A 19,014-nucleotide genomic window follows, 5' to 3' on the forward strand; every position below is an offset into this window, starting at 1 on the left:
CGTTATCTTTTGAACCCGGCTATTCTAAGATTACTAATCATTACCCGTGCATTGTTTTCGTATTGCCAGGGTGCAGTTATGTAAAAGTTCCTGGCATCCGATTCACCAAACAAATCTGTATCTGCCAGCTTTACTTTATCCAGGTACACCGTCATTCTTTCTCCTTGTACCGTTAAAGACACATGTAAAGGACGATTCAAGCCGGGAGCAAGATCAAAGGTGGCATTCATGAATTTCTTCAACTTGTTGTTCCCGACATTTACCTGGTTACCATCATAGTAATGCAGCTCAACATATGCACCTGTATTACTTGTATATTCGTTAGCGCTATTATCGGATGCAAAACCGAACGACATGGGTGAGATGTCGCCTGTTTTATCTGCTAATGCCAGGATGTCGAATTCTACTGTAAAGTGCCTGGGGTATACACGGTGCCTGGAAAGTTTATAGGTGGCCTTGTCCTGTAACGTCATCCATTTGCCGCTCTGCCCATCTACCGTTGTAACAGATGCTGCTCCGTTGGTTTTGAAACTAGTGGCTGCAGCGCCCGCTTTATAGCCGGCAAAATCCTCGGAAAAGATCAGAGAATCTCCACCCACAAAATCATTCGCAACCTTACTGACTTTAGCCGCACCCTCAGATTTTACACGGTTACCAACCTTATCCTTTGCTTTTTGTAAAATACCATTTAGTTGTGCACTGGCCTGTGACAGGGATAGCGCAGCAAGCATAGCAAGCATGCCGCCTAATAATTTTTTATTTCGCATAATTTACATTGTATCAGGATCACGCTGTTTTATCTTAACATCGCAAAAATGATCAAACACAGACGGCACTGCTGCCCAAAAGATCACTGCTGCTGTCAAAAGTGAATACTTACGATTTTTTGTTTTCATTGTCTATGGGTTTATCAAAGTCTGGTAAGGAAGATTAAAAGAACCGTCTGTTATGCTGATAGCCTGCCCCGCCAGATTGCGTACCGTTCCTGAGAATGTACCTTTAATACCTTCCTGGCTGATGGCTTCTATTTTGACGGTAAAAACGTCGTTTGAGTTGGCTGTGTTATAAAGCAAAGTACCATCTGGCTGCTGCACGGCATAGCGTGCTATCATATTGGGTTCCGCAGGTGTAGCATAGCTACCCGCGACAATATTGCCACCAAGTCGCCATATTTCAAAGTCCAGCGATGGCGGCACAGGTCCCCCGGAGGCTGGATAAGATTCTTCATACCCGCCAACGACAATGTGCTCCCAGCGGTTATCATCACCCCCTCCCTGAAAGTTAACACTGTGGAAATCTACTTTTCTGCCGCCGACAGCCGCCCTGAAGAAATAATCACCGGTAGAGGACGAATCGCCTCCGCTGTTATCTTTCGAGCAAGCATTCTGGCAGAGCACAGTAATGATGAGACAAAATGGAATCAGAAACGTTTTCATAGCGTTATTATTTAGGAATGGATCAGACAGCGAAGGTATCAGAAGTAGCGTCCTGAGGAAATACCAACATTTATCGTTTTTTTTCTACTGGTTTTCCAGTATTTTTTGATTAACGGCTGCGAATGTAATAGCAATCTTAAATTTAGCCGATCTTCATTGGGGACTAGCGCCTCCCGACATGGTGTCCCTGGCAGCTGTATAATACTGATATATTAATGAAATTCATAATCCTGTTCTTTCTCCTGCAGTTCGTTGTATGGGGCCTGTTTTCCCAGCAGCAGGTTCCTCTGAATGAAAAAAAATACCTGGACAGCCTGCAGGACGTCATCAATAAAAGCGGCGTTGACAGTGAAAAAGCCACCGCTTGTTTTTCAATGGTAGAATACTGGAAGGTGAAAGACACCGTAAAAAGCTGGTCATATCTCCAAAGCGGGAAAGAATTTGCAGGAAAGCAACCGTATTATAATGCCCTGGCCCTTTTTTACGAGGGGCAGTATTATTTTAACCGTGACAAAGACAAGGCATCAGCGGCATTCCGAAATGCAGCAGAAGCGCTGGCTGCATTTCCTGAAAAAAGAGCATATAGTAACCGTGCTGCCGCATGGTTTAATTATGCGCTGATGAATAAGAATACAAAAGGCTATGATTTTGTAACAAAGATCACCCTCGAAAATGCCATTCCAAACGCCGAAAAAGCAGACAATCCCGTAATGGTTGCGCATTATTATACGCAGCTATCTACCATTCTAATGAACAATTACCAGTTTACAAAGGCTGGTCTGTACTGCCGGATGGCTATCGACCTACTGGAAAAAGAAAGTCCCGGTTCGCCCAACCTGCTATTTGCCTATTTAAGCGGTGTCAGCATTTATTGTTATGATCACCAAACAGATACAGCCAAACAGTTGTTGCAAAAGGCGTATACCCTCCTGGCCCCCTTTCCGGAGTCTATCAACTTTCCATTGTACTATGCTAATGAAGCTCTCTATTACGTTACTACCGAAGCTTTTGACAAAGCCCTGGGCAGTATCGACAAAGGCATGGTGCTAGCGGGAAAATATCACCAGACGCAGTTATACCAGCAGTTCTTATTCCGTAAATATGAAGTGTATGGGCACCTGAAAGCCTATGCGAAAGCCAAGCAAATTTTACTGGATATTGTTAAAGAAGGTACACTAACCGCCAATAGCAATGACAAGGCAGCCATATTCGGCGAACTGGCCAAAACAAGCGAAAAGCTGCATGATTATAAGGAGGCCTATACCTGGCTTACGTGCTACAGAGATATATCTGACAGTATCCACAACAGTCAAACTGAGGTAAAAGTCAGTGAGCTGGAAACCAAATACAGAAGTGCACAGAACCAGCAAAAAATTGCAGCATTGGAAGCACAAAATAAACAGGCTGCCTTAGCTGCCAGCAATGATCGATTATATCGTTGGATTCTGGGATTAGGCTGCTTTTCCCTTCTGGCGATATTGGGTTTTGTAATTGTAACCGCCCGCAACAACCGGAATCTATCCAGGCAAAAAGAAATCAACTTCCAGCAACAGCTCATTGAAATGGGGCAAAAGCAGCAGATTAAAGTTACCAAGGCAATGCTTGAAGGAGAAGAACATGAACGCGAGCGGGTAGCACGGGATTTGCATGATGGGCTGGGCGGCATGCTTGCTGGTGTTAAAATAGGCCTGTCCGGCTGGAGTAATACCCGGCCAGGCCTATCGCAAGACAGTGATCTGCACCGTATCATGAAACAACTGGACAGCTCTATCAGTGAATTGCGTCGTATTGCAAGGAATATGGTACCCGACACGCTTTTAAAATTTGGACTAGAGGTTGCTCTGAAAGATCTCTGCGAATTTCATATGCGTGATGGCTTGCATATTTCATTTGAGCCGTTTCATCTTGAGCAACGGATGGCATTGAATGTACAGTTAAACATCTACCGCATCATCCAGGAATTGATTTCAAACGCCATTAAACATGCGCAAGCCCATAATATCATATTACAGTGTAGCCAAAATGCAAATACATTTTTTATTACGCTTGAAGACGACGGCATAGGCTTTGACACTGCTCTGCTGGCAAACAAAAAAGGCATGGGACTCGACAACCTGAAAAACCGGATCACTTTTCTACAAGGTCATTTAGAGATTATATCTGCACCTAATGTAGGTACAACGGTTAATATTGAACTTAACACCAACCGTAATGAATAAACTACTCACCGCTATCGTGGATGATCATCCGATTGTGATAGAAGGTCTAAAGACCTCACTACAACATGAAGCTAACTTACAAATAGTAGGAGGATTTGGCACCGGCAGCGATTTGCTATCCTTTATTAAGCTCAACAGGCTTGATCTGATACTGCTTGACATTACCCTTCCTGATATTAATGGAATGGATCTTTGTAAGATGATAAAAAAGGAATCGGTACAAACCATTATACTCGTTGTTAGTAACCATACCGAAAGGAGCATTATTATGGAAACGATTCAAAATGGAGCCAGTGGTTATCTGTTAAAGAACAGCTCTGTTGAAGAGCTGAGAAATTGTATTTCCGAGGCTACACGGGGAAATATATGTTATAGTAAAGAAGTGATAGAGATCATCAGTCGCCCGTCCCAAAACCAGTTACGTGGCCGACCGCAATTAACACGTCGCGAAAAACAAATTTTAGCGTTGATTGCGGAGGGGAAGACAAGCCAGGTTATTGCCCAGGAGCTTTTTTTAAGTCCGCTTACGATTGAAACTCACCGAAGAAACCTCATGCAAAAATTTGAGGTAAAAAATGTGGCGGAGCTCATCATGGCAGCCAACCAGCAACGGTTCATTTTGATGAATCAAAAAAAGGATCGATGACGATAATGGAAATTCCAACGAGGATGTATTTTATCTCTTTTTTCATTTTGACTATTACATTCCCTTGCCCGACACTAATCATTTTCAATGTATTATCTTTACATCATAATACACCCTTATGGAAGGAGAAGTGCAAAAATCTAAAGATCCGCTACATGGCATAACGCTGGAAATGATTGTAAAACATTTAGAGGCAAGCTACGGATGGGAAGAGCTGGGAAAACATATTGCCATCAACTGTTTTACCAGTAATCCTTCTGTACAATCCAGTCTGAAGTTCTTGCGCAAAACGCCTTGGGCACGTACCAAAGTAGAGAATTTTTATAAGTACTCTTTGCGACATAACAAATTGAAGTGATCACGCACATCTCAATTGTAATACCTGGTGTTACGGCAATTACTTCTATAACCTGCATATAAATAGTCCACGGGCGGTCATTAGCTTCCTTTTTAATTATTATATGGCTTTTTTTGTTTTCCAATAAAGGAACTTAAACTTACACAAAAAAAGATGTTCACAATAGCACCTATTGTGCTTGTATATTCATACTTCCCTCCCGTTGTGCAGAAATTAAAAACTGAATTTTCAACTACTTTTTTACTGTCTATTTTTAGCTGGCTAAATGACCGATGGGGTTATGCGATTCAGCCTTCCAATAAGGTTTTTGCTATTCCTTTATTTAATGTGGCAATGCTATTGTCGCCTGTAATATGTGCAACAACCATGGTGCCGACTATAAGACTAAGAAGCTGGGATAAGATTGCTTTTGCTTTGCCCGGCTTTACAATTTTAGCTAAGCGTTCATTGATAAAATCTGCGCTTTTTTTAAAATGCTGATTCACTTTTTCAACAAGCAAACCTGAATCGTCAGTGGCAAAATCATTGAGCCCACGAGTGAACATACAACCGTTAAAATCGCTTTGAGAAGTCCAATCTTTAAGCGCATCAAATAGGATCAAAATTTCAGATTTAGGATCGTTGCCTTTAAGCGTAGACAAGTACTTTTCAAGATTTGTAAATCGATATTCTTCCCAAAAGTCCAGATAGGCCGAGATAAGATCATTTTTCGAGGGATAGTAATTATAAAAGGTTCTTTTCGAGACATTGCTTTCTGCAATCACCTGATCTATTCCAATAGTGTTAACACCGTATTTATTAAAAAGCGTAATACCCGTTTTTAAAATCCGTTCCTGGGGCTTTAGTGATTCTAACTTTTCAAAACGCAGATCCCGAAAGGGAGAAGAGGAATTGGACATATGACTAATAATTTGAAACATTTTTGTTCGTAAAACAAAAATAATAAAAAGTAGACAAGTCTGTTTACTTTTTATTTGTAAAGTATACAGACTTGTCTACTTTTGTTGTGCTGGAATTTTCCAGAATAAAAAACTTTTTCAAATGAAAGCAAATAAAACGCTCGATTTGAGCCAATATGAATTCAGGAATATACCTGGGTTTGATCAAAACAATTTTCAGGGGTTTGATCAGGCCATCCCAATGAAAACCATTGTTATTTATTGTTTCGATCCTCGCGCATCTGAAATTCCGAAAACTGTAGCGGATTACCTTGGAAATGAAGTATATCCGGGAGAAAATATTGTAGACGAAGCGGGCATTCGTGTTGGTCACACCAGAACTTTGTTTGCCATGTCAAATGGTGGAGGTCGCGCGCTTCAGGCACTGCAAACAATAGCTACCATGGATTATTTATTCCACTACGAGAACGTTGTTGTGGTTCATCACTCGTTTTGTGGAATGACGTCTTATACTCCCGAACTGCTGATTGAAAAATTTCATCATCACCATCACGTTGATATTTCTGGCATGTGGGATCATGAGGATATGGCTATTGTCGATTACGAGAAAACGATCAGGCATGATGTTGACTTGCTTCGTAACAGTCCTCTTGTTCCGAAACACCTTAATATTTATGGTTTCTTCTACGAAATAAATTCAGGCCAGTTGACTGAAATAGTACGTGATATCGCAACAAAAAAATAGGCCGTTCCATTTGATAAATAAAATATAATCAACTCGCAATGCAGGAATGCTGTGCTCATTGCTAATGGTTTTAAAGCACTAAAAGATGGACTATATCAATAAAAATAAAATAGCAGGAAGGAATTACAAGCCATTAATATGGGGTTTAACTTTAGGTATCAACGGGCTTATTATATGTACCATTTTCTTTCCCAATAAAGGGCAATTCAAACAATATGATTTTTCGTATTTGCCTTTACTAAATGCAGTGCTTAACGGGGCTGCGTTTGTTTTGCTCTCGTTTGCGCTGCTGGCTATAAGGCAAAAGAATATTAAAAGGCATCGCAATTTCATTTTTCTGGCATTTAGCTGCACGTCCCTATTTTTATTATCCTATTTACTTTATCACTTCACCACTCCGTCCACGCAATATGGAGGTGGTGGCATGCTGAAATACATGTATTTTTTCATCTTGATCACTCATGTAATGCTTGCCATCATTATTGTTCCTTTGGCATTAATTTCAATGGGCAGGGGATTAAATAAGGAGGTAGTACTACATAAACAAATTGCGCGCTGGGCAATGCCTTTATGGCTGTATGTGAGCTTAACGGGCGTAATAGTATATTTAATGATTTCGCCTTACTATGTTTCCCGGTAAAAGTGGAACAAAAAATAATAAGTTGAAAAGGCCTCTCCTTCTCCTCTGAAAACAAAAAGCGCTGATATTGTCAGCGCTTTTTGTTTGATAGTGGTATATTGCTCGAATGAGCAATATACCATTGGATAGGCTATTGTAAAAAGCTTTCCAGATAATCGAATATTATTTTTGTTTGCTTCATCAGGCTAACATGGCTTTGATGAGGAATAATGGCCAGCTGTGATTTGGGCATAGGTTGCATATCAGCAGCAACGCCCCCTCCTAATAATTGATATGTTTTTGCCAATTCTATTTTATCCATGCCATCATTATCACCTGATATGATTAATACAGGTGCAGTGATTTTTGCTATATTGTCGTCTCCCAAATTAAAAGGCTCTCCTGCCATAGCAATCATCTGTTCCAGAAACTGATTCCATTTTGTTTTATCTGGTGCTACAGCATCATAGGCGGTTTGCAGCGGTGAATTGGCAAAAAACTCAGGCTTCATTTTTTTAAAAACACCGGCTATTTCGGGTATCCAGCCTTCGCTTTTATAAACAGAAGAAATGATAACCAATTGTTTTAATCGTTTAGGGCTTTGTATCGCAAACTGATAGGCTATCTGACCTCCAAAACTATATCCTGCTATATCTGCGCTGTCAATTTTCAGATAATCCATTACTTTCTCCACATCGCTGGCTAAAGTTGCCCGTGATAGTTTTCTATCTGAAAAAGGTGTATGCCCATGCCCTTGCAATTCTATAGCAATTACTTTTCTGGTTTTGGCCAATTCAGGTATTAATTGCCCCCAATTCATCCCGATAGTATAGTAAGCACCGTGTAGCAGCACGATAGGCTTTCCGCTGCCGTATACTTCGTAATAGACTGTGGTTCCATTTGCTGGTGCGTAGCCACTGTCATTAGGTTTGATTTGTTGTGCATTGGATATAGATGCTACACTCATAACAATTGTGATTAGGAGTAATTTAATAAGAATTCCTGGATTAAATATATTTTTCATAAAGCTGTCTGGTTTGATTGTTATTGATAAGCAAAGGTGAGAGCATTTTATAATTCTACGCCGGGTAAAAACGACAATTTAAGGGCAAACTCCGACAATCACTTTTATGTAGACTCCTCAATTCAAAAGAAGTCAAAATGTTACTTTGTTACACGGGGGGCTGTTGTTTTTAGGACAGCGTTACTAAATGAAAATGCCTTCTCATTATTGAATGGGAAGGCATTTTTTGTTTGCAGCCGCTTGCAACAATAGAATATTCCCCGCCTCCAATATGTTGAGCTATCTTTACATAGTACAGAGCAACTAATATGGTCTTACTATTAGCGGTATTTTCAACACATCTGTTGCATTTCAGATAAGCCACCATGTCAAAGAAAAAAGACAAAAAGAAACACAAGGATAAGGACAAAAAGAAGAAAAAGAAATGCTGCGAGAAATATCTGCGTGGTAAGCAATGTGACAACTGTCCGCTTAGATAACGGGAGAAATTAAAAACCAAAGCCCTCTTTATTCCTTCTGATAATAGCTTCTTCCGATCTTGGAACCAACGCATCAACACCAAAGTTGACCACCTCTGCCTGTATGGTTTCAATAAAGGGGCGGAAAGAATGGTTGTACTCCTGGAATGCCAGCTCGTAATTACCGTTACATTTTTGAAAGGCATCTGCCAGTGCGGCCGCGCCATCTATGGCCAATGATCCACCCCTGCCGGCAGCTGGTGAGGCACAGTAGCCGGCATCTCCTACCAGCGCTACCCGGCCCTTTGTCCACGAAGGCATTTTTATTTGACAAAGCTTGTCGAAGTAAAATGTTTTTGACTGTTGTACGGCTTCCAGTAATTCTGCTGTTCGCCAACCGGTTCCTGTAAAGTGATCCAGCATGATATTCCGCTGTTGCTGTTCGTTCCTGTAGTCGTAAGGTATTTCCTGCTCCGCAAAAAAGGCAAGACATATATCTGTTTTGCCGTTGTAGGCATTTAGCATTACTGTTTTGCCCGGCTCGCTGAACATTTGGGTGGTAAACTCCGGAATGAGTAGCTTATTCACAATGGTAATAGAAAAATAAGTTTGCAGAAATTGGGAGTATGCTGCTTCTGCGCCGAACCAATATTTCCGGACTACCGAATGAATGCCGTCACAACCTAATACCAGGTCATAAGTCTGTGACGATCCTTTTTTAAAGGTAACTGCTATATGGTCTTCTTTTTCTTGCAAGCCTGTGATGCTTTCATCGAAAATGAATTCCACTCCCTCTTTTACCGTTTCATACAGCATATCTAACAAAATATCCCGCTCTATCTCGTATTCCAATTCGCCACGCTCCTCTTGTTTTTGGGGTGTGAGGTCAAGCCTCTCGGTTATGTCGTTCGCATTTTTGAATTCCATAGATTTCATCACCAATCTGTTCGATTGAATCTGATCCAATAAACCCATACGTTGTACAATGTCAATGGTATTGCCCAGAATGTTTACTGGCGTGCCACCCTTTTTAATAGCTGGTGCCATCTCCACAATAGTTACCTGATAGCCGAATTGGTTCATCCAGTATGCGGCCGATAAACCGGCAAAACCTGCACCTGAGATGAGCACTTTTTTATGCTCTGCTGTTGTCATTTGTATGTGCTTTGTTATGGATGCAAAGGAACAGGCTATCGATTACTCACATTAGGGCTAAACAGTGGAAGACTTGGACTAATCGGGGTTTTTGTTACGGAAGGTTACAGGGGCCACTCCTGAAACTTTGGTGAACAGCCTTGAAAAATAAGCGTAATCATCATAGCCTAGTGTGGCGGCTATTTCCTTCAGGGACTGTTTGGAGTGATGGAGTAAGCGTTTTGCTTCCAGAACAACACGCTGCTGAATGTGATAAGAAACGGAATGGCCGGTGCTGTTTTTAACACATTCGTTCAGGTAAGCGGTAGATAGGTTGAGTTTTTGAGCATATTCGGCTGGTCGCTTGCAAGAAACAAAATGAAGTCCTAATGCTTCTTTAAAGGCTTTTGTCACCACTTCGGGTCTGGATAATGTATCTTCAGAGGGCGTTCGCAATGCCCTATACAAAGAGATGATTAATCCCGTAAGTACATTGGTCTGGTCTTTTAATATGGAATGATATAGTGGGTCTTTTTCGCGTTCTGCCAATTTGATACAAAGTGATATTGCTTCGGTAAACAACACAAACATTTGATGGTTTAAAGGCATGGGGATAGCAGGTGCTATGTCTTCCAGTAATACCAGGTACTCAGGATTTAGATTTTCATTATTGGCTGCCCAGGCATTGACAATGACATTTTCAAATGTGAGTATGCGATGAACCTGGTCGGGGTGCATATAAATGATAGAAGGAGCGTTTACAAGGTATTGTTGAAAATCGATTTCCATGGTTACGCTTCCTTTTTCCAGCAGGAAAAAAGAATGCCGGTCGTGACGTTCGGGTTGCTCCCATTCTCCCAGGTCGGGCAAAGATTCAAAAGAGATCCGTTCAATAGCGATACCGCCATCGGACTCGCTACCAAAGTTATTTACTGGGATGGCCCCGGCATTTTTGCGCATTGCTCAACGACTTTCCTAACGAAGGTAAGGATTCAGTATTAGCTGCCTGGTTTATCGGGAAATTGCAGGGCCGTTGAGGTGACGTTTTTTTAACATCATAACTACTTTTTATGCCGTAAAGGAACGATATATTTGGAGGAGAATAGTCTTCTTTGCCACTGCCGCAATTTCCAATCCCAGTTAATTCGTTATAATGAAAACAGTATCCTTATTCCTTTTGGTAGCATTGATGAGCCTTGTTTCTTTAACAGTAAAAGCGCAGTCTGCCCCCCGCCCTACTGTTATTGGTTATTACTCCGGAGATTCGGTGAAAGTATCCCGCTACCCGGTAGAGAAACTCACGCATCTTATTTTCAGCTTCGGGCATTTGCGGGAAAATGAGTTTTTCCTGAACAAAAGAAAAGACACCCTATTGCTGCAAAACATGGTAGCATTGAAAAAGCGCAATCCATCTATGAAAGTGATGGTGTCTCTGGGTGGTTGGAGTGGTTGTGCTACCTGTTCGCCCATATTTGCTAACGCTGATAACCGTAAGGTTTTTGCTCGTTCTGTTAAAAAAGCGTTGGTTGATTTTGGGGCAGATGGTATTGATCTGGACTGGGAATATCCCGCCATTCAAGGCTTCCCGGGTCATGCCTATTCCCCTGATGACAGGGCTAATTTTACTGCACTGATAAAAGCCTTGCGCAAAGAGCTGGGTAAGAGATATGAAATCAGCTTTGCGGCAGGCGGTTTTACCGAATACCTGGAAAAATCGATCGATTGGAAACAGGTGATGCCTATGGTTGATCGTGTAAACTTAATGACTTACGACCTGGTATCCGGTTACAGCACCATCAGTGGTCATCATACTCCTTTATATTCTACTGCTGCCTTTCCGCAGTCGGTAGATCGTGCTGTAACCTGGCTGGATTCTATTGGGGTACCAGTGAATAAGCTAGTGCTAGGCGCTGCTTTTTACGCCCGTATTTTTGAAACCAAAGATACCCTGGATCATGGGCTAAACCGCCCTGCCAGCTTTAAGCGTGGCCTTTCTTACAAAGACTTTCGAGGGTTAACGGACAGTGCTGGTTTTACACGTTACTGGGATGCAAAAGCACAGGCGCCTTATAGTTTCAATCCGCATACAAGAGAATTTGCCAGTTATGACGACAGCGCTTCTATTGCCTTGAAAACAAAATATGTATGGCAACATCATTTAAATGGCATCATGTTCTGGGAATTAGCAGATGATAAAGAAAGCGGCGGCCTGCTGGATGTGATTGATGAAACACTGAAAAAGCTATTTTAAATTCCTTTCTTTTAATAATTGTTCCAGCTCTTTATGTTTAACTCTGTTCTTAGCTGCTATAGGTATATAGATTAACGGAAGAAAGCTTAATAAGCCAAACCCCTTTTTAACGGCGCTATACACGGAAATGCCAATCAAAAAACCAAAGATGGCTGCATCATAAATATTAGTGGATTTCATTTTTTTGGCTTCCTGTAATAATTCTTCATTTGTTAGTTCTGCTAATGGCTTCATGTAGGTAGTTGCTTTTGGTTGAGTGTTTGGGTAGTTGATTTCGGAGGGACAATTTACTACATTTACATCTTTCTTCAACAGATATGAATGATTTATACCCTGAACTTGTAGATTATATTTATGGCTACTGTTCCCAATATCAAACCCCGGAAGAACTGATTGCTGGCAGAACTCTTATGTATATGGGGACGAGTGCATCTGAGAAAATGCAATCAATGATGCGGGAAAAAGGCTGGATTAGCGAAGATCCGGTAATACTGGAGATGATTGCAGATGGCTATCAGGCTTTCAAAAAGCGGACAGTTAATAGAGTTTGGGCGCAATATAGAGTGGAGCTTTCACTAAATCTCTGCCCGGTATGTGGCAAAATAGCCAGAACGCCCCAGGCCCGGCAATGTCGCTTTTGTTATCATGACTGGCATTAATTGTTAAGCATTGCAGATATTAACACAAATCTTTATCTTACAAAGAAAACCAAAACCCTTTGCTTACCACAAAAGAAGAATTACAGGCATTAGTACGGCAATTTAGTAAGGCAATGCTCAAACCCGGAGATTTTCATGAAGAGTTAGCTCCTGCCGTAATGGGATTATCCGATCTGTTAGAAGCCAATTTTGGTTTAGTGGATGACGATAGCAAGCGAGCACATATTAAAACGGCCTATGGAAATGCTATTGGCACCTTTTGGGCTGCAAAATGTTCCCGGGAAGTATTGCGTACACAACGGTTTGCAAGAGCGCTGTACGGGGCGGTGTCGGAGGTGTTGAGCCTTCACAAAAAAACAGTACATGTTTTATATGCGGGAACCGGTCCTTTTGCCACGCTGGCCTTACCGGCGATGATGATGTTTAAACCAGATGAGGTACAGTTTACTTTTTTGGAGATTAACCCGGAAAGTATTGAGATACTAAAGCAAGTGATTGATGCATTAGAGCTGCACGCCTATATAAAAGATATTCATCAATGCGATGCTACTTTATGGAATGTGCCTTCCTCTGAAATAGATATTGTTATCAGCGAAACGATGTATAAAGCGCTGAAGGTGGAACCACAGGTAGCCATTATGCTGAACCTGGCTAGCCAGCTGCCCAAAGAAACGATCTTCTTGCCTGAGGAAATAACGGTATCGCTCAGTAAGTGGCCTAGTTTCAAGGAGGAGCCGGAGATGCTGGCAGAGCTGATGCGTTTTAATAAATCGTTGATGTATTCCATTATAAGCAATTCCTCCGGCAGGAATTGGGTGTTTGAAGATCGGCCAGTACAGGTAAATCTGTCAGAAAAAGAACAATTGTATTATACTACCGATATACGGGTGAGTGAAGGGAATGAATTAAACTGGAATGAAAGCTCGTTGAATTTACCGGAGAAAGCGATTGTTGCAGACAAATCTGGTATCAGAAACATGAATTGTCAGTATTACTTGCAGGATGTACCAGGCTTTCGTATACGGCTGTAGCTTTTGCTTTCTGCCAGAACATGACAATAGCTGTTTTTCAATGCACTGTTTTAAGTATCTTTCTTGAAATTGGTAGCAGGTGAGCAATATTGCACAACGAATACGGCAATTCAACGAAACGCGACTTCCAGCTTTTACCCAGCTGAAATTTCAGGTGATGGCAGAGAATGCTTTCTCTTTTTTTCGTGGCAGCTGTCATCTTTTTTATGAAGACTTACAGCGCAGTAATGCGTTGCCGCTATACCCTGTTACCTGGGTTTGCGGAGATATGCACCTGGAAAATTACGGAACTTACAAAGGTGATAATCGCCTGGTATATTTCGATATCAACGATTTTGACGAAGGTGCCCTGGCTCCTGCTACGTGGGAGCTGGCCCGTATGGTAACCAGCATCTTTGTAGGACTTACATCGTTGGGTATTCCCACAAAAGAAGCACGCAAGAGTGCAGAACAATTTCTGGCGGTGTATTCATCTACATTGGCAAAAGGACGATCCCGGTATATAGAACCACGTACTGCAGATGGTATGGTGCAATCGTTCCTGGAGCAGGTGGCTACCCGGCGTCAGAAAGAGCTTGTACGAGAGCGTACCATCCTACGCAACCATAAGCTGTTGCTGAAAACAGACAAGGTGCGTCTGTTTCCGCTTGACAAATCCCTCAAAGCCGCACTGATTCAACACATACAGGAATGGTTTGCCCTGCACCCCTATTTGTATAAAAACTATCAGGTGGTGGATGTAGCTTTCCGGGTAGCCGGAACCGGTAGCCTGGGGGTGAACAGATACCTCTTTCTGCTAAGAAGTGACATTAATTCTAAAAAGGCGTTGTTCATTGATATGAAACAGGCGCTGCCCTCTTGCTTATCTGCTTGTTCTTCCACACCACAGCCGGTTTGGGAGTCAGAAGCTGCCAGAGTGGTTGCTATACAGGAAAGAATGCAGAACATTGTTCCTGCCTTGTTAAGCACTACGAAATTCGGGCAGGATTCGTATGTGCTGAAAGAGATGCAGCCTACGGCCGATAAGATCCGCTTTTTGCAATTGAAAGACAAGTATAAAGACATTGCGTGTGTTATCGCGGATATGGCGCTGCTTACAGCATCGGCCCAACTGCGTAGCGCTGCCCGGCAGGGAGCGGCAGGACCGGATGAACTTATTGCTTTTGGAAGAGATAATCATTGGCAGCAGGGTATTATTGACTATGCCGCCACATATGCCCGCCAGGTAAAAAATGATTATAAGGAGTATCTAAAGCAATATAAAGCCGGATTTTTCGATAAAAGTTGAAGCTGATGCATTACTGGCAGTTTTTCTCCTGCTTCTATTTTGCATATTCTTTTTTCAAACAGTGACTGCAAGGTCTGTATCCATTGGCCAATTTACAGGGCATAAAATTAGCTTTAGCAGTAATGGTAGAAAATCCGAAACTTGCTATCTTTTGTAAGCAGCGGCATGCTGTTTAATTTGAAAATTCACCATAATTGGCTATTATAGCATTTTAAAACCCTTTACTCTTATAGCGGCTCACATGGAAGCAGTGATATTTTGTGGTATTCAGGCAACGGGAAAATCAACCTTTTTCAAAGAAAAATTTTTCAGAACGCACATGCGTATTTCCTTAGACCAATTAAACACCAGGAATAAGGAATCTAAGTTTATAGAAACCTGCTTTCACACCTTCCATCCATTTGTTGTAGACAATACCAATCCTTCAAAGGAAGAGAGAGCCAGGTACATTACCCAGGCAAAAGCCAATAAGTATAAAGTGATCGGGTATTATTTCCAGTCTAAACTGTCCGATGCGTTGGAGCGCAACAGTCAACGAACGGGCAAGGAGAATATTCCTGAAATTGGCATCAAGGGCACGTTTAAACGACTGGTGCTGCCAACAATGGAAGAAGGATTTGATGCGCTTTATTATGTAACTACTGATAACAATACATTTATCGTAAAAGAATGGTCAGATGAAATTTGATGATCTGGATTATAAGATGAGGGTTTATGAAACCTCGCAAGACCGCTGTGTCTTACCTGATATGTACCTGGTAGCGCGAATTGATGGGCGAAGCTTTACCAAGCTGACGAAAGAAGTGCATCAATTTGAAGCGCCCTTTGACGAAAAATTCCGCGACCTGATGGTGGAAACCGTAAAGCACCTGATGAACTGTGGTTTCAATATTATTTACGGTTATACAGAGAGTGATGAAATATCCCTGTTATTCCACCCAATGGAAAATACGTTTGGACGTAAAACAAGGAAGTATATCTCTATCCTGGCGGGTGAAGCCAGTGCTAAGTTCTCCTCTCTTTTAGGAAGTGTAGGTGCTTTTGATTGCCGCTTATCTGAACTACCTAACAAAAAACTGGTAGAGGATTATTTCAGATGGCGTAACGAAGATGCACACAGAAATGCACTGAATGCCCACTGTTATTGGCGTTTAAGGGGTGATCGCTTTTCGGCAAATGAAGCAACTTCCAAAATTGAAGGCATGAGCACCGGGGCAAAGAACGAACTGTTGTTTCAATATGGTGTTAACTTCAATAACATTCCTAACTGGCAAAAGAGAGGGATCGGGTTTTATTGGAAGGACGTGAAAAAGGAAGGGTTTAATCCGAAGACAAATGAACATGTATGGGCAGATAAACGGATTTTGTATACCGACTTTGACTTGCCTATGCGGGAAGAGTACAATACGTTTATAAACGAACTGGTAGATAAGTACGATACTGTGATCGTTTAGCAAAAAGCCTTCTGACTTTCATCAGAAGGCTTTTTTGCCACCACTTACGGATGAATATCTTTTAGCACATCTATAACCACTTCCGCTTTCCCTTGCAGGCTGTTGATCAGCTCTTTAAAGTGTGGAGTAGTGTTGTGAAAATCAATAGCTTCCTGCGACTTCCATTCTTCTATCATTACTAATATGCTGGAATCGGATACGCTTTCCGTAAGATCGTAGAATACATTTCCGTCTTCGGCACGCGATGCTACCACACATTTTAACAAGCTGGCGATCACCTCTTCCCTATTGGCCGGTTTTACTTTAAATTTTGCGACAATTTTTAAACTGCTCATCTGGTACTCTTTTAGTTTGTAAGCCTGTGAACGGTAAAGTTCGGATAAGTTTTGTTTAGTTAGTAACAGTATGTTCGCTGCTATATCTGCGATTCAATTAGTAGCTGGGTGGCTGTTGTTTATAGGTGCGAAAGATCCTGTCCCAGATGCTGGTGTAAAAGCCAAAATTATACCGTATATCCTGGTGGTGATTATGATGGAAGGTAGAAGTGCCCAGGTATCGGATGCCAGGCCATTGCAACATGGCAGAAGGTAGTGGCTCCATACCCAGATGACCTATCAGGCCAAAGATCACATTCACCACCAGGTATATGATAATGCCATAGATATTGAAAGGATATATTAAAAGCAGCAACAGCCACAAACTGCCAAACCCCAACGCTTCCACCGGGTGCAGTACAAACAGGTCAATGGGCGACGGATCAACAGCTTCGTGATGTAACATGTGCACTGCCTTATACAGAAATGTTTTGTGTATAATTATATGAAACACAAACATCAATAAGTCCATTGCCAGAAACAGTATGATAAAATGCGGTAACATCCACCACGAAAAGTGCGTGTCTATCACTATATACTGGTGTTCCCACAGCCTATACCCGGCAAAGGTTACTACCGTATTTAATACATTGGTAACAGCACATAGATACCAGTCTTTGGTAGAATAACGCCCTTTATAAAAGAAGCTGCCAATGAACAATACGCCGAAGGTAATGAGTATGTTTTCTGTCAGGAAGATAAGCCATATATAGCCTGAGGGTAATTGTAGTAAATAGGTAAGTATGTTATCCAATGTTGTTATAAGTTTAATTACACCGGCGTGTTATTTGTTTGACCATAAAACGTGTTGAAGGTAACTTTTGAAATCTTCGTACCCGTTAATGGCAGGATTATTTAAGTCAATCATTTGGCCTAATGATGTGTCAAAAATTTGCCAATGATGTTTTCGAGCTATGGTAATCAATTCATAAAGGCCCTTTTCATTATACATGAATAATATTGTATTACTCACAGGCTCATTATGTGTAAAGTATTCAATGATAAAGTCATCTCCATTTATTCTTCTATGGCTATTATCTTTTTCAATCTGTTCAAACGAACTTTCTAAAACAGCGTAAAAGTCTGTAGGCTCTAATTGTTCTTCATCTATTTCTTCTACTGACAGAATAGTTTGTCGTGAGTTAAACAATACAATGTCCCAGCTCATAGTTTTTTTTTTTGATCAATTTTGTGTTGCATTAAATTCCGCTTCGTTTTTCTCCATTTGCTGCACATGTCTTTGCCCGTGCTGGGCCAGGAAGTAAATGTATTCATAAACATCTATTTTACCCAGGTTGTTTACAGTCATGGTGGTTTTGTAAAGCACTCCTTCCCCATTCTTCATCCGGTCAAGACTATGCAGGCACTGATTTACCTGCTCTTTCAGCTGCACGCGGACTTCTTTAAGTGGTTTGGTTCCTGTTGGTTCCATATGTTCAGGTCTTATCCAGGTAAATGAGTTGCGTATTCCCACTTCTGTTAATTGATCGCGGTGAAAAATATAGTTGCTTAACTCCTCATCCAGATCAAGTTTGTGAATGTTTTGCAGGGCTTTACTGGTGCCTTTGTCAATGAGGATCAGTAGAAAATGGTTGGTTAACCCTATATGTTCTAAAATTTCGTTGATCTTCCAGCCGTTGTTGCTGGGACGGTAATTGCGCAGCGTTTCATCTTTATCAAACCAGGTGTCTATGGTGGTGAAGGTGCTGGTAAGAAAGCTTTTTATATCAGTTATGATCGTTTGTATGTTCATTGTTTGAGTGTTTTAGGCATTTGTTGTGGTATAGGATTGTTGCTCGAAATTATTTGTTTGTGTTAGTGTGATGTTCTGTCAGTTGTTGATATATTTCCTGTAAAGCACCGTTTGTGGCATTAGTACATTCATTATTTAACGCTTTTAAAATAGTAATAGCTGCTACAGTGGGTGTTTTATTAAAGAGCTCTTCCTGCCAATGTCGACTTTGATTCAATTGCTCCATTATTGAAGAAGGTACCGTGTTATTGCGGATTTTACCATTGGAGAGGATAGTGTTATATAGTTGTAAAACTTGTTCTGCTAAGCGATTGCCTGTTTTTGTATGAATTAAAATACGGGAAGCTATGTCGTCCCTCTCTCCTGCCGAGTCTGCTGTCTGCATTACTTGTTGTAGGCTGTCTATCAATAGTGAAAGGCGTGTGGCTTGTTGCTCCAATGTGTCGGCCTTTAAAGCAAGTGACGGATTCTTCTCTCTGTTTAATTTTATGAAAGTATAATAGTCGTCTGTGTTTATCTTTTCCTCTTTTTTCTGGAGTGTTGAATTGATAGAATCGAATGTGCTGGTTTGTGAAATTGGTGCCGGATTACATTGTATCAATAGAAAACAAAGAAAGCATAGTGCGTTTATCTTACACATATATTTAGGGTTAATTTCAAAATTAA

Annotated in this window: 24 protein-coding genes; 11 read left to right on the top strand and 13 right to left on the bottom strand. The window is 41.3% G+C overall.

The window, feature by feature from the left end:
* Nucleotides 1-2: 2 nt before the first annotated feature.
* Genes FLA_RS11930 through FLA_RS11935 form a run of 3 tightly spaced genes read right to left on the bottom strand, consistent with a single transcriptional unit; the run spans nucleotide 3 to nucleotide 1,436 of the window.
* Nucleotides 3-767 (bottom strand): hypothetical protein, encoded by a 765-nt coding sequence (locus FLA_RS11930; protein WP_076380704.1) that lies wholly within the window; start codon nucleotides 765-767, stop codon nucleotides 3-5.
* A gap of 3 nt (nucleotides 768-770) precedes the next feature.
* Complete coding sequence (locus FLA_RS31950) at nucleotides 771-896, bottom strand: hypothetical protein (protein WP_262495981.1); 126 nt, start codon at nucleotides 894-896, stop codon at nucleotides 771-773.
* 3 nt (nucleotides 897-899) lie between these two features.
* Nucleotides 900-1,436 (bottom strand): hypothetical protein, encoded by a 537-nt coding sequence (locus FLA_RS11935; RefSeq protein ID WP_076380705.1) that lies wholly within the window; start codon nucleotides 1,434-1,436, stop codon nucleotides 900-902.
* Nucleotides 1,437-1,651: 215 nt separating this feature from the next.
* On the opposite strand from FLA_RS11935, the gene FLA_RS11940 reads away from it, so the two are divergent.
* The 3 genes from FLA_RS11940 to FLA_RS11950 all read left to right on the top strand — a co-directional run bounded on the left by FLA_RS11940 (nucleotide 1,652) and on the right by FLA_RS11950 (nucleotide 4,659).
* Nucleotides 1,652-3,655 (top strand): tetratricopeptide repeat-containing sensor histidine kinase, encoded by a 2,004-nt coding sequence (locus FLA_RS11940; protein WP_076380706.1) that lies wholly within the window; start codon nucleotides 1,652-1,654, stop codon nucleotides 3,653-3,655.
* The gene (locus tag FLA_RS11945; RefSeq protein ID WP_076380707.1) at nucleotides 3,648-4,301 is read left to right on the top strand and encodes a response regulator; all 654 of its coding nucleotides are present in this window, start codon (nucleotides 3,648-3,650) and stop codon (nucleotides 4,299-4,301) included. Before FLA_RS11940 ends, FLA_RS11945 begins: the two co-directional genes overlap by 8 nt.
* A 118-nt stretch (nucleotides 4,302-4,419) precedes the next feature.
* Entirely contained in the window at nucleotides 4,420-4,659 is a 240-nt protein-coding gene (locus tag FLA_RS11950; protein WP_076380708.1) for a VF530 family protein, read from the top strand.
* A gap of 287 nt (nucleotides 4,660-4,946) precedes the next feature.
* On the opposite strand, the gene FLA_RS11955 is transcribed toward FLA_RS11950, so the two are convergent.
* Nucleotides 4,947-5,558 carry a TetR/AcrR family transcriptional regulator gene (locus FLA_RS11955; protein WP_076381028.1) on the bottom strand — a complete coding sequence of 204 codons (612 nt, stop codon included), beginning with the start codon at nucleotides 5,556-5,558 and terminating at the stop codon, nucleotides 4,947-4,949.
* 142 nt (nucleotides 5,559-5,700) lie between these two features.
* Here FLA_RS11955 and FLA_RS11960 point away from each other — a divergent pair, with 142 nt between their 5' ends.
* Nucleotides 5,701-6,303 carry a carbonic anhydrase gene (locus FLA_RS11960; RefSeq protein WP_076380709.1) on the top strand — a complete coding sequence of 201 codons (603 nt, stop codon included), beginning with the start codon at nucleotides 5,701-5,703 and terminating at the stop codon, nucleotides 6,301-6,303.
* A gap of 85 nt (nucleotides 6,304-6,388) precedes the next feature.
* Complete coding sequence (locus FLA_RS11965) at nucleotides 6,389-6,943, top strand: DUF420 domain-containing protein (RefSeq protein ID WP_076380710.1); 555 nt, start codon at nucleotides 6,389-6,391, stop codon at nucleotides 6,941-6,943.
* A 130-nt stretch (nucleotides 6,944-7,073) separates the two neighbouring features.
* Here FLA_RS11965 and FLA_RS11970 read toward each other — a convergent pair whose 3' ends face one another.
* The 3 genes from FLA_RS11970 to FLA_RS11980 all read right to left on the bottom strand — a co-directional run bounded on the left by FLA_RS11970 (nucleotide 7,074) and on the right by FLA_RS11980 (nucleotide 10,498).
* Nucleotides 7,074-7,946, bottom strand: a complete 873-nt coding sequence (locus FLA_RS11970) for an alpha/beta fold hydrolase (protein ID WP_076380711.1) — start codon at nucleotides 7,944-7,946, stop codon at nucleotides 7,074-7,076.
* A 488-nt stretch (nucleotides 7,947-8,434) separates the two neighbouring features.
* On the bottom strand, nucleotides 8,435-9,559 hold the full coding sequence (locus tag FLA_RS11975) for an FAD-dependent monooxygenase (RefSeq protein WP_076380712.1): 1,125 nt from the start codon (nucleotides 9,557-9,559) through the stop codon (nucleotides 8,435-8,437).
* A 78-nt stretch (nucleotides 9,560-9,637) separates the two neighbouring features.
* Complete coding sequence (locus tag FLA_RS11980; RefSeq protein WP_076380713.1) at nucleotides 9,638-10,498, bottom strand: helix-turn-helix domain-containing protein; 861 nt, start codon at nucleotides 10,496-10,498, stop codon at nucleotides 9,638-9,640.
* Nucleotides 10,499-10,691: 193 nt separating this feature from the next.
* Here FLA_RS11980 and FLA_RS11985 point away from each other — a divergent pair, with 193 nt between their 5' ends.
* Nucleotides 10,692-11,789, top strand: coding sequence for a glycoside hydrolase family 18 protein (locus FLA_RS11985; RefSeq protein ID WP_076380714.1), 1,098 nt, complete (start codon nucleotides 10,692-10,694; stop codon nucleotides 11,787-11,789).
* On the opposite strand, the gene FLA_RS11990 is transcribed toward FLA_RS11985, so the two are convergent.
* The gene (locus FLA_RS11990) at nucleotides 11,781-12,023 is read right to left on the bottom strand and encodes a hypothetical protein (RefSeq protein WP_076380715.1); all 243 of its coding nucleotides are present in this window, start codon (nucleotides 12,021-12,023) and stop codon (nucleotides 11,781-11,783) included. The two genes, FLA_RS11985 and FLA_RS11990, sit on opposite strands and share 9 nt — an antisense overlap.
* A gap of 83 nt (nucleotides 12,024-12,106) precedes the next feature.
* Here FLA_RS11990 and FLA_RS11995 point away from each other — a divergent pair, with 83 nt between their 5' ends.
* From FLA_RS11995 to FLA_RS12015, 5 genes are all read left to right on the top strand, one after another.
* Complete coding sequence (locus FLA_RS11995; RefSeq protein ID WP_076380716.1) at nucleotides 12,107-12,448, top strand: hypothetical protein; 342 nt, start codon at nucleotides 12,107-12,109, stop codon at nucleotides 12,446-12,448.
* Nucleotides 12,449-12,507: 59 nt separating this feature from the next.
* On the top strand, nucleotides 12,508-13,479 hold the full coding sequence (locus FLA_RS12000) for an SAM-dependent methyltransferase (protein ID WP_096510952.1): 972 nt from the start codon (nucleotides 12,508-12,510) through the stop codon (nucleotides 13,477-13,479).
* Nucleotides 13,480-13,558: 79 nt separating this feature from the next.
* Nucleotides 13,559-14,767, top strand: a complete 1,209-nt coding sequence (locus tag FLA_RS12005; protein WP_076380718.1) for a DUF2252 domain-containing protein — start codon at nucleotides 13,559-13,561, stop codon at nucleotides 14,765-14,767.
* Between the two features lie 319 nt (nucleotides 14,768-15,086).
* Entirely contained in the window at nucleotides 15,087-15,455 is a 369-nt protein-coding gene (locus tag FLA_RS12010; RefSeq protein WP_394337478.1) for an AAA family ATPase, read from the top strand.
* Nucleotides 15,445-16,221, top strand: coding sequence for a tRNA(His) guanylyltransferase Thg1 family protein (locus tag FLA_RS12015; RefSeq protein WP_076380720.1), 777 nt, complete (start codon nucleotides 15,445-15,447; stop codon nucleotides 16,219-16,221). Before FLA_RS12010 ends, FLA_RS12015 begins: the two co-directional genes overlap by 11 nt.
* A 44-nt stretch (nucleotides 16,222-16,265) precedes the next feature.
* Here FLA_RS12015 and FLA_RS12020 read toward each other — a convergent pair whose 3' ends face one another.
* From FLA_RS12020 to FLA_RS12040, 5 genes are all read right to left on the bottom strand, one after another.
* Nucleotides 16,266-16,556, bottom strand: coding sequence for a putative quinol monooxygenase (locus tag FLA_RS12020; protein ID WP_076380721.1), 291 nt, complete (start codon nucleotides 16,554-16,556; stop codon nucleotides 16,266-16,268).
* Between the two features lie 97 nt (nucleotides 16,557-16,653).
* Entirely contained in the window at nucleotides 16,654-17,349 is a 696-nt protein-coding gene (locus FLA_RS12025; RefSeq protein WP_076380722.1) for a sterol desaturase family protein, read from the bottom strand.
* Between the two features lie 30 nt (nucleotides 17,350-17,379).
* Nucleotides 17,380-17,763, bottom strand: coding sequence for a hypothetical protein (locus tag FLA_RS12030; protein ID WP_076380723.1), 384 nt, complete (start codon nucleotides 17,761-17,763; stop codon nucleotides 17,380-17,382).
* Nucleotides 17,764-17,778: 15 nt separating this feature from the next.
* Nucleotides 17,779-18,348: a DinB family protein gene (locus FLA_RS12035; protein ID WP_076380724.1), complete on the bottom strand. Its 570-nt coding sequence runs from the start codon at nucleotides 18,346-18,348 to the stop codon at nucleotides 17,779-17,781.
* A gap of 49 nt (nucleotides 18,349-18,397) precedes the next feature.
* Nucleotides 18,398-18,988: a hypothetical protein gene (locus FLA_RS12040; RefSeq protein WP_076380725.1), complete on the bottom strand. Its 591-nt coding sequence runs from the start codon at nucleotides 18,986-18,988 to the stop codon at nucleotides 18,398-18,400.
* Between the last annotated feature and the right edge of the window lie 26 nt (nucleotides 18,989-19,014).

The sequence above is a fragment of the Filimonas lacunae genome, assembly GCF_002355595.1.
Taxonomy (GTDB): Bacteria; Bacteroidota; Bacteroidia; order Chitinophagales; family Chitinophagaceae; genus Filimonas; species Filimonas lacunae.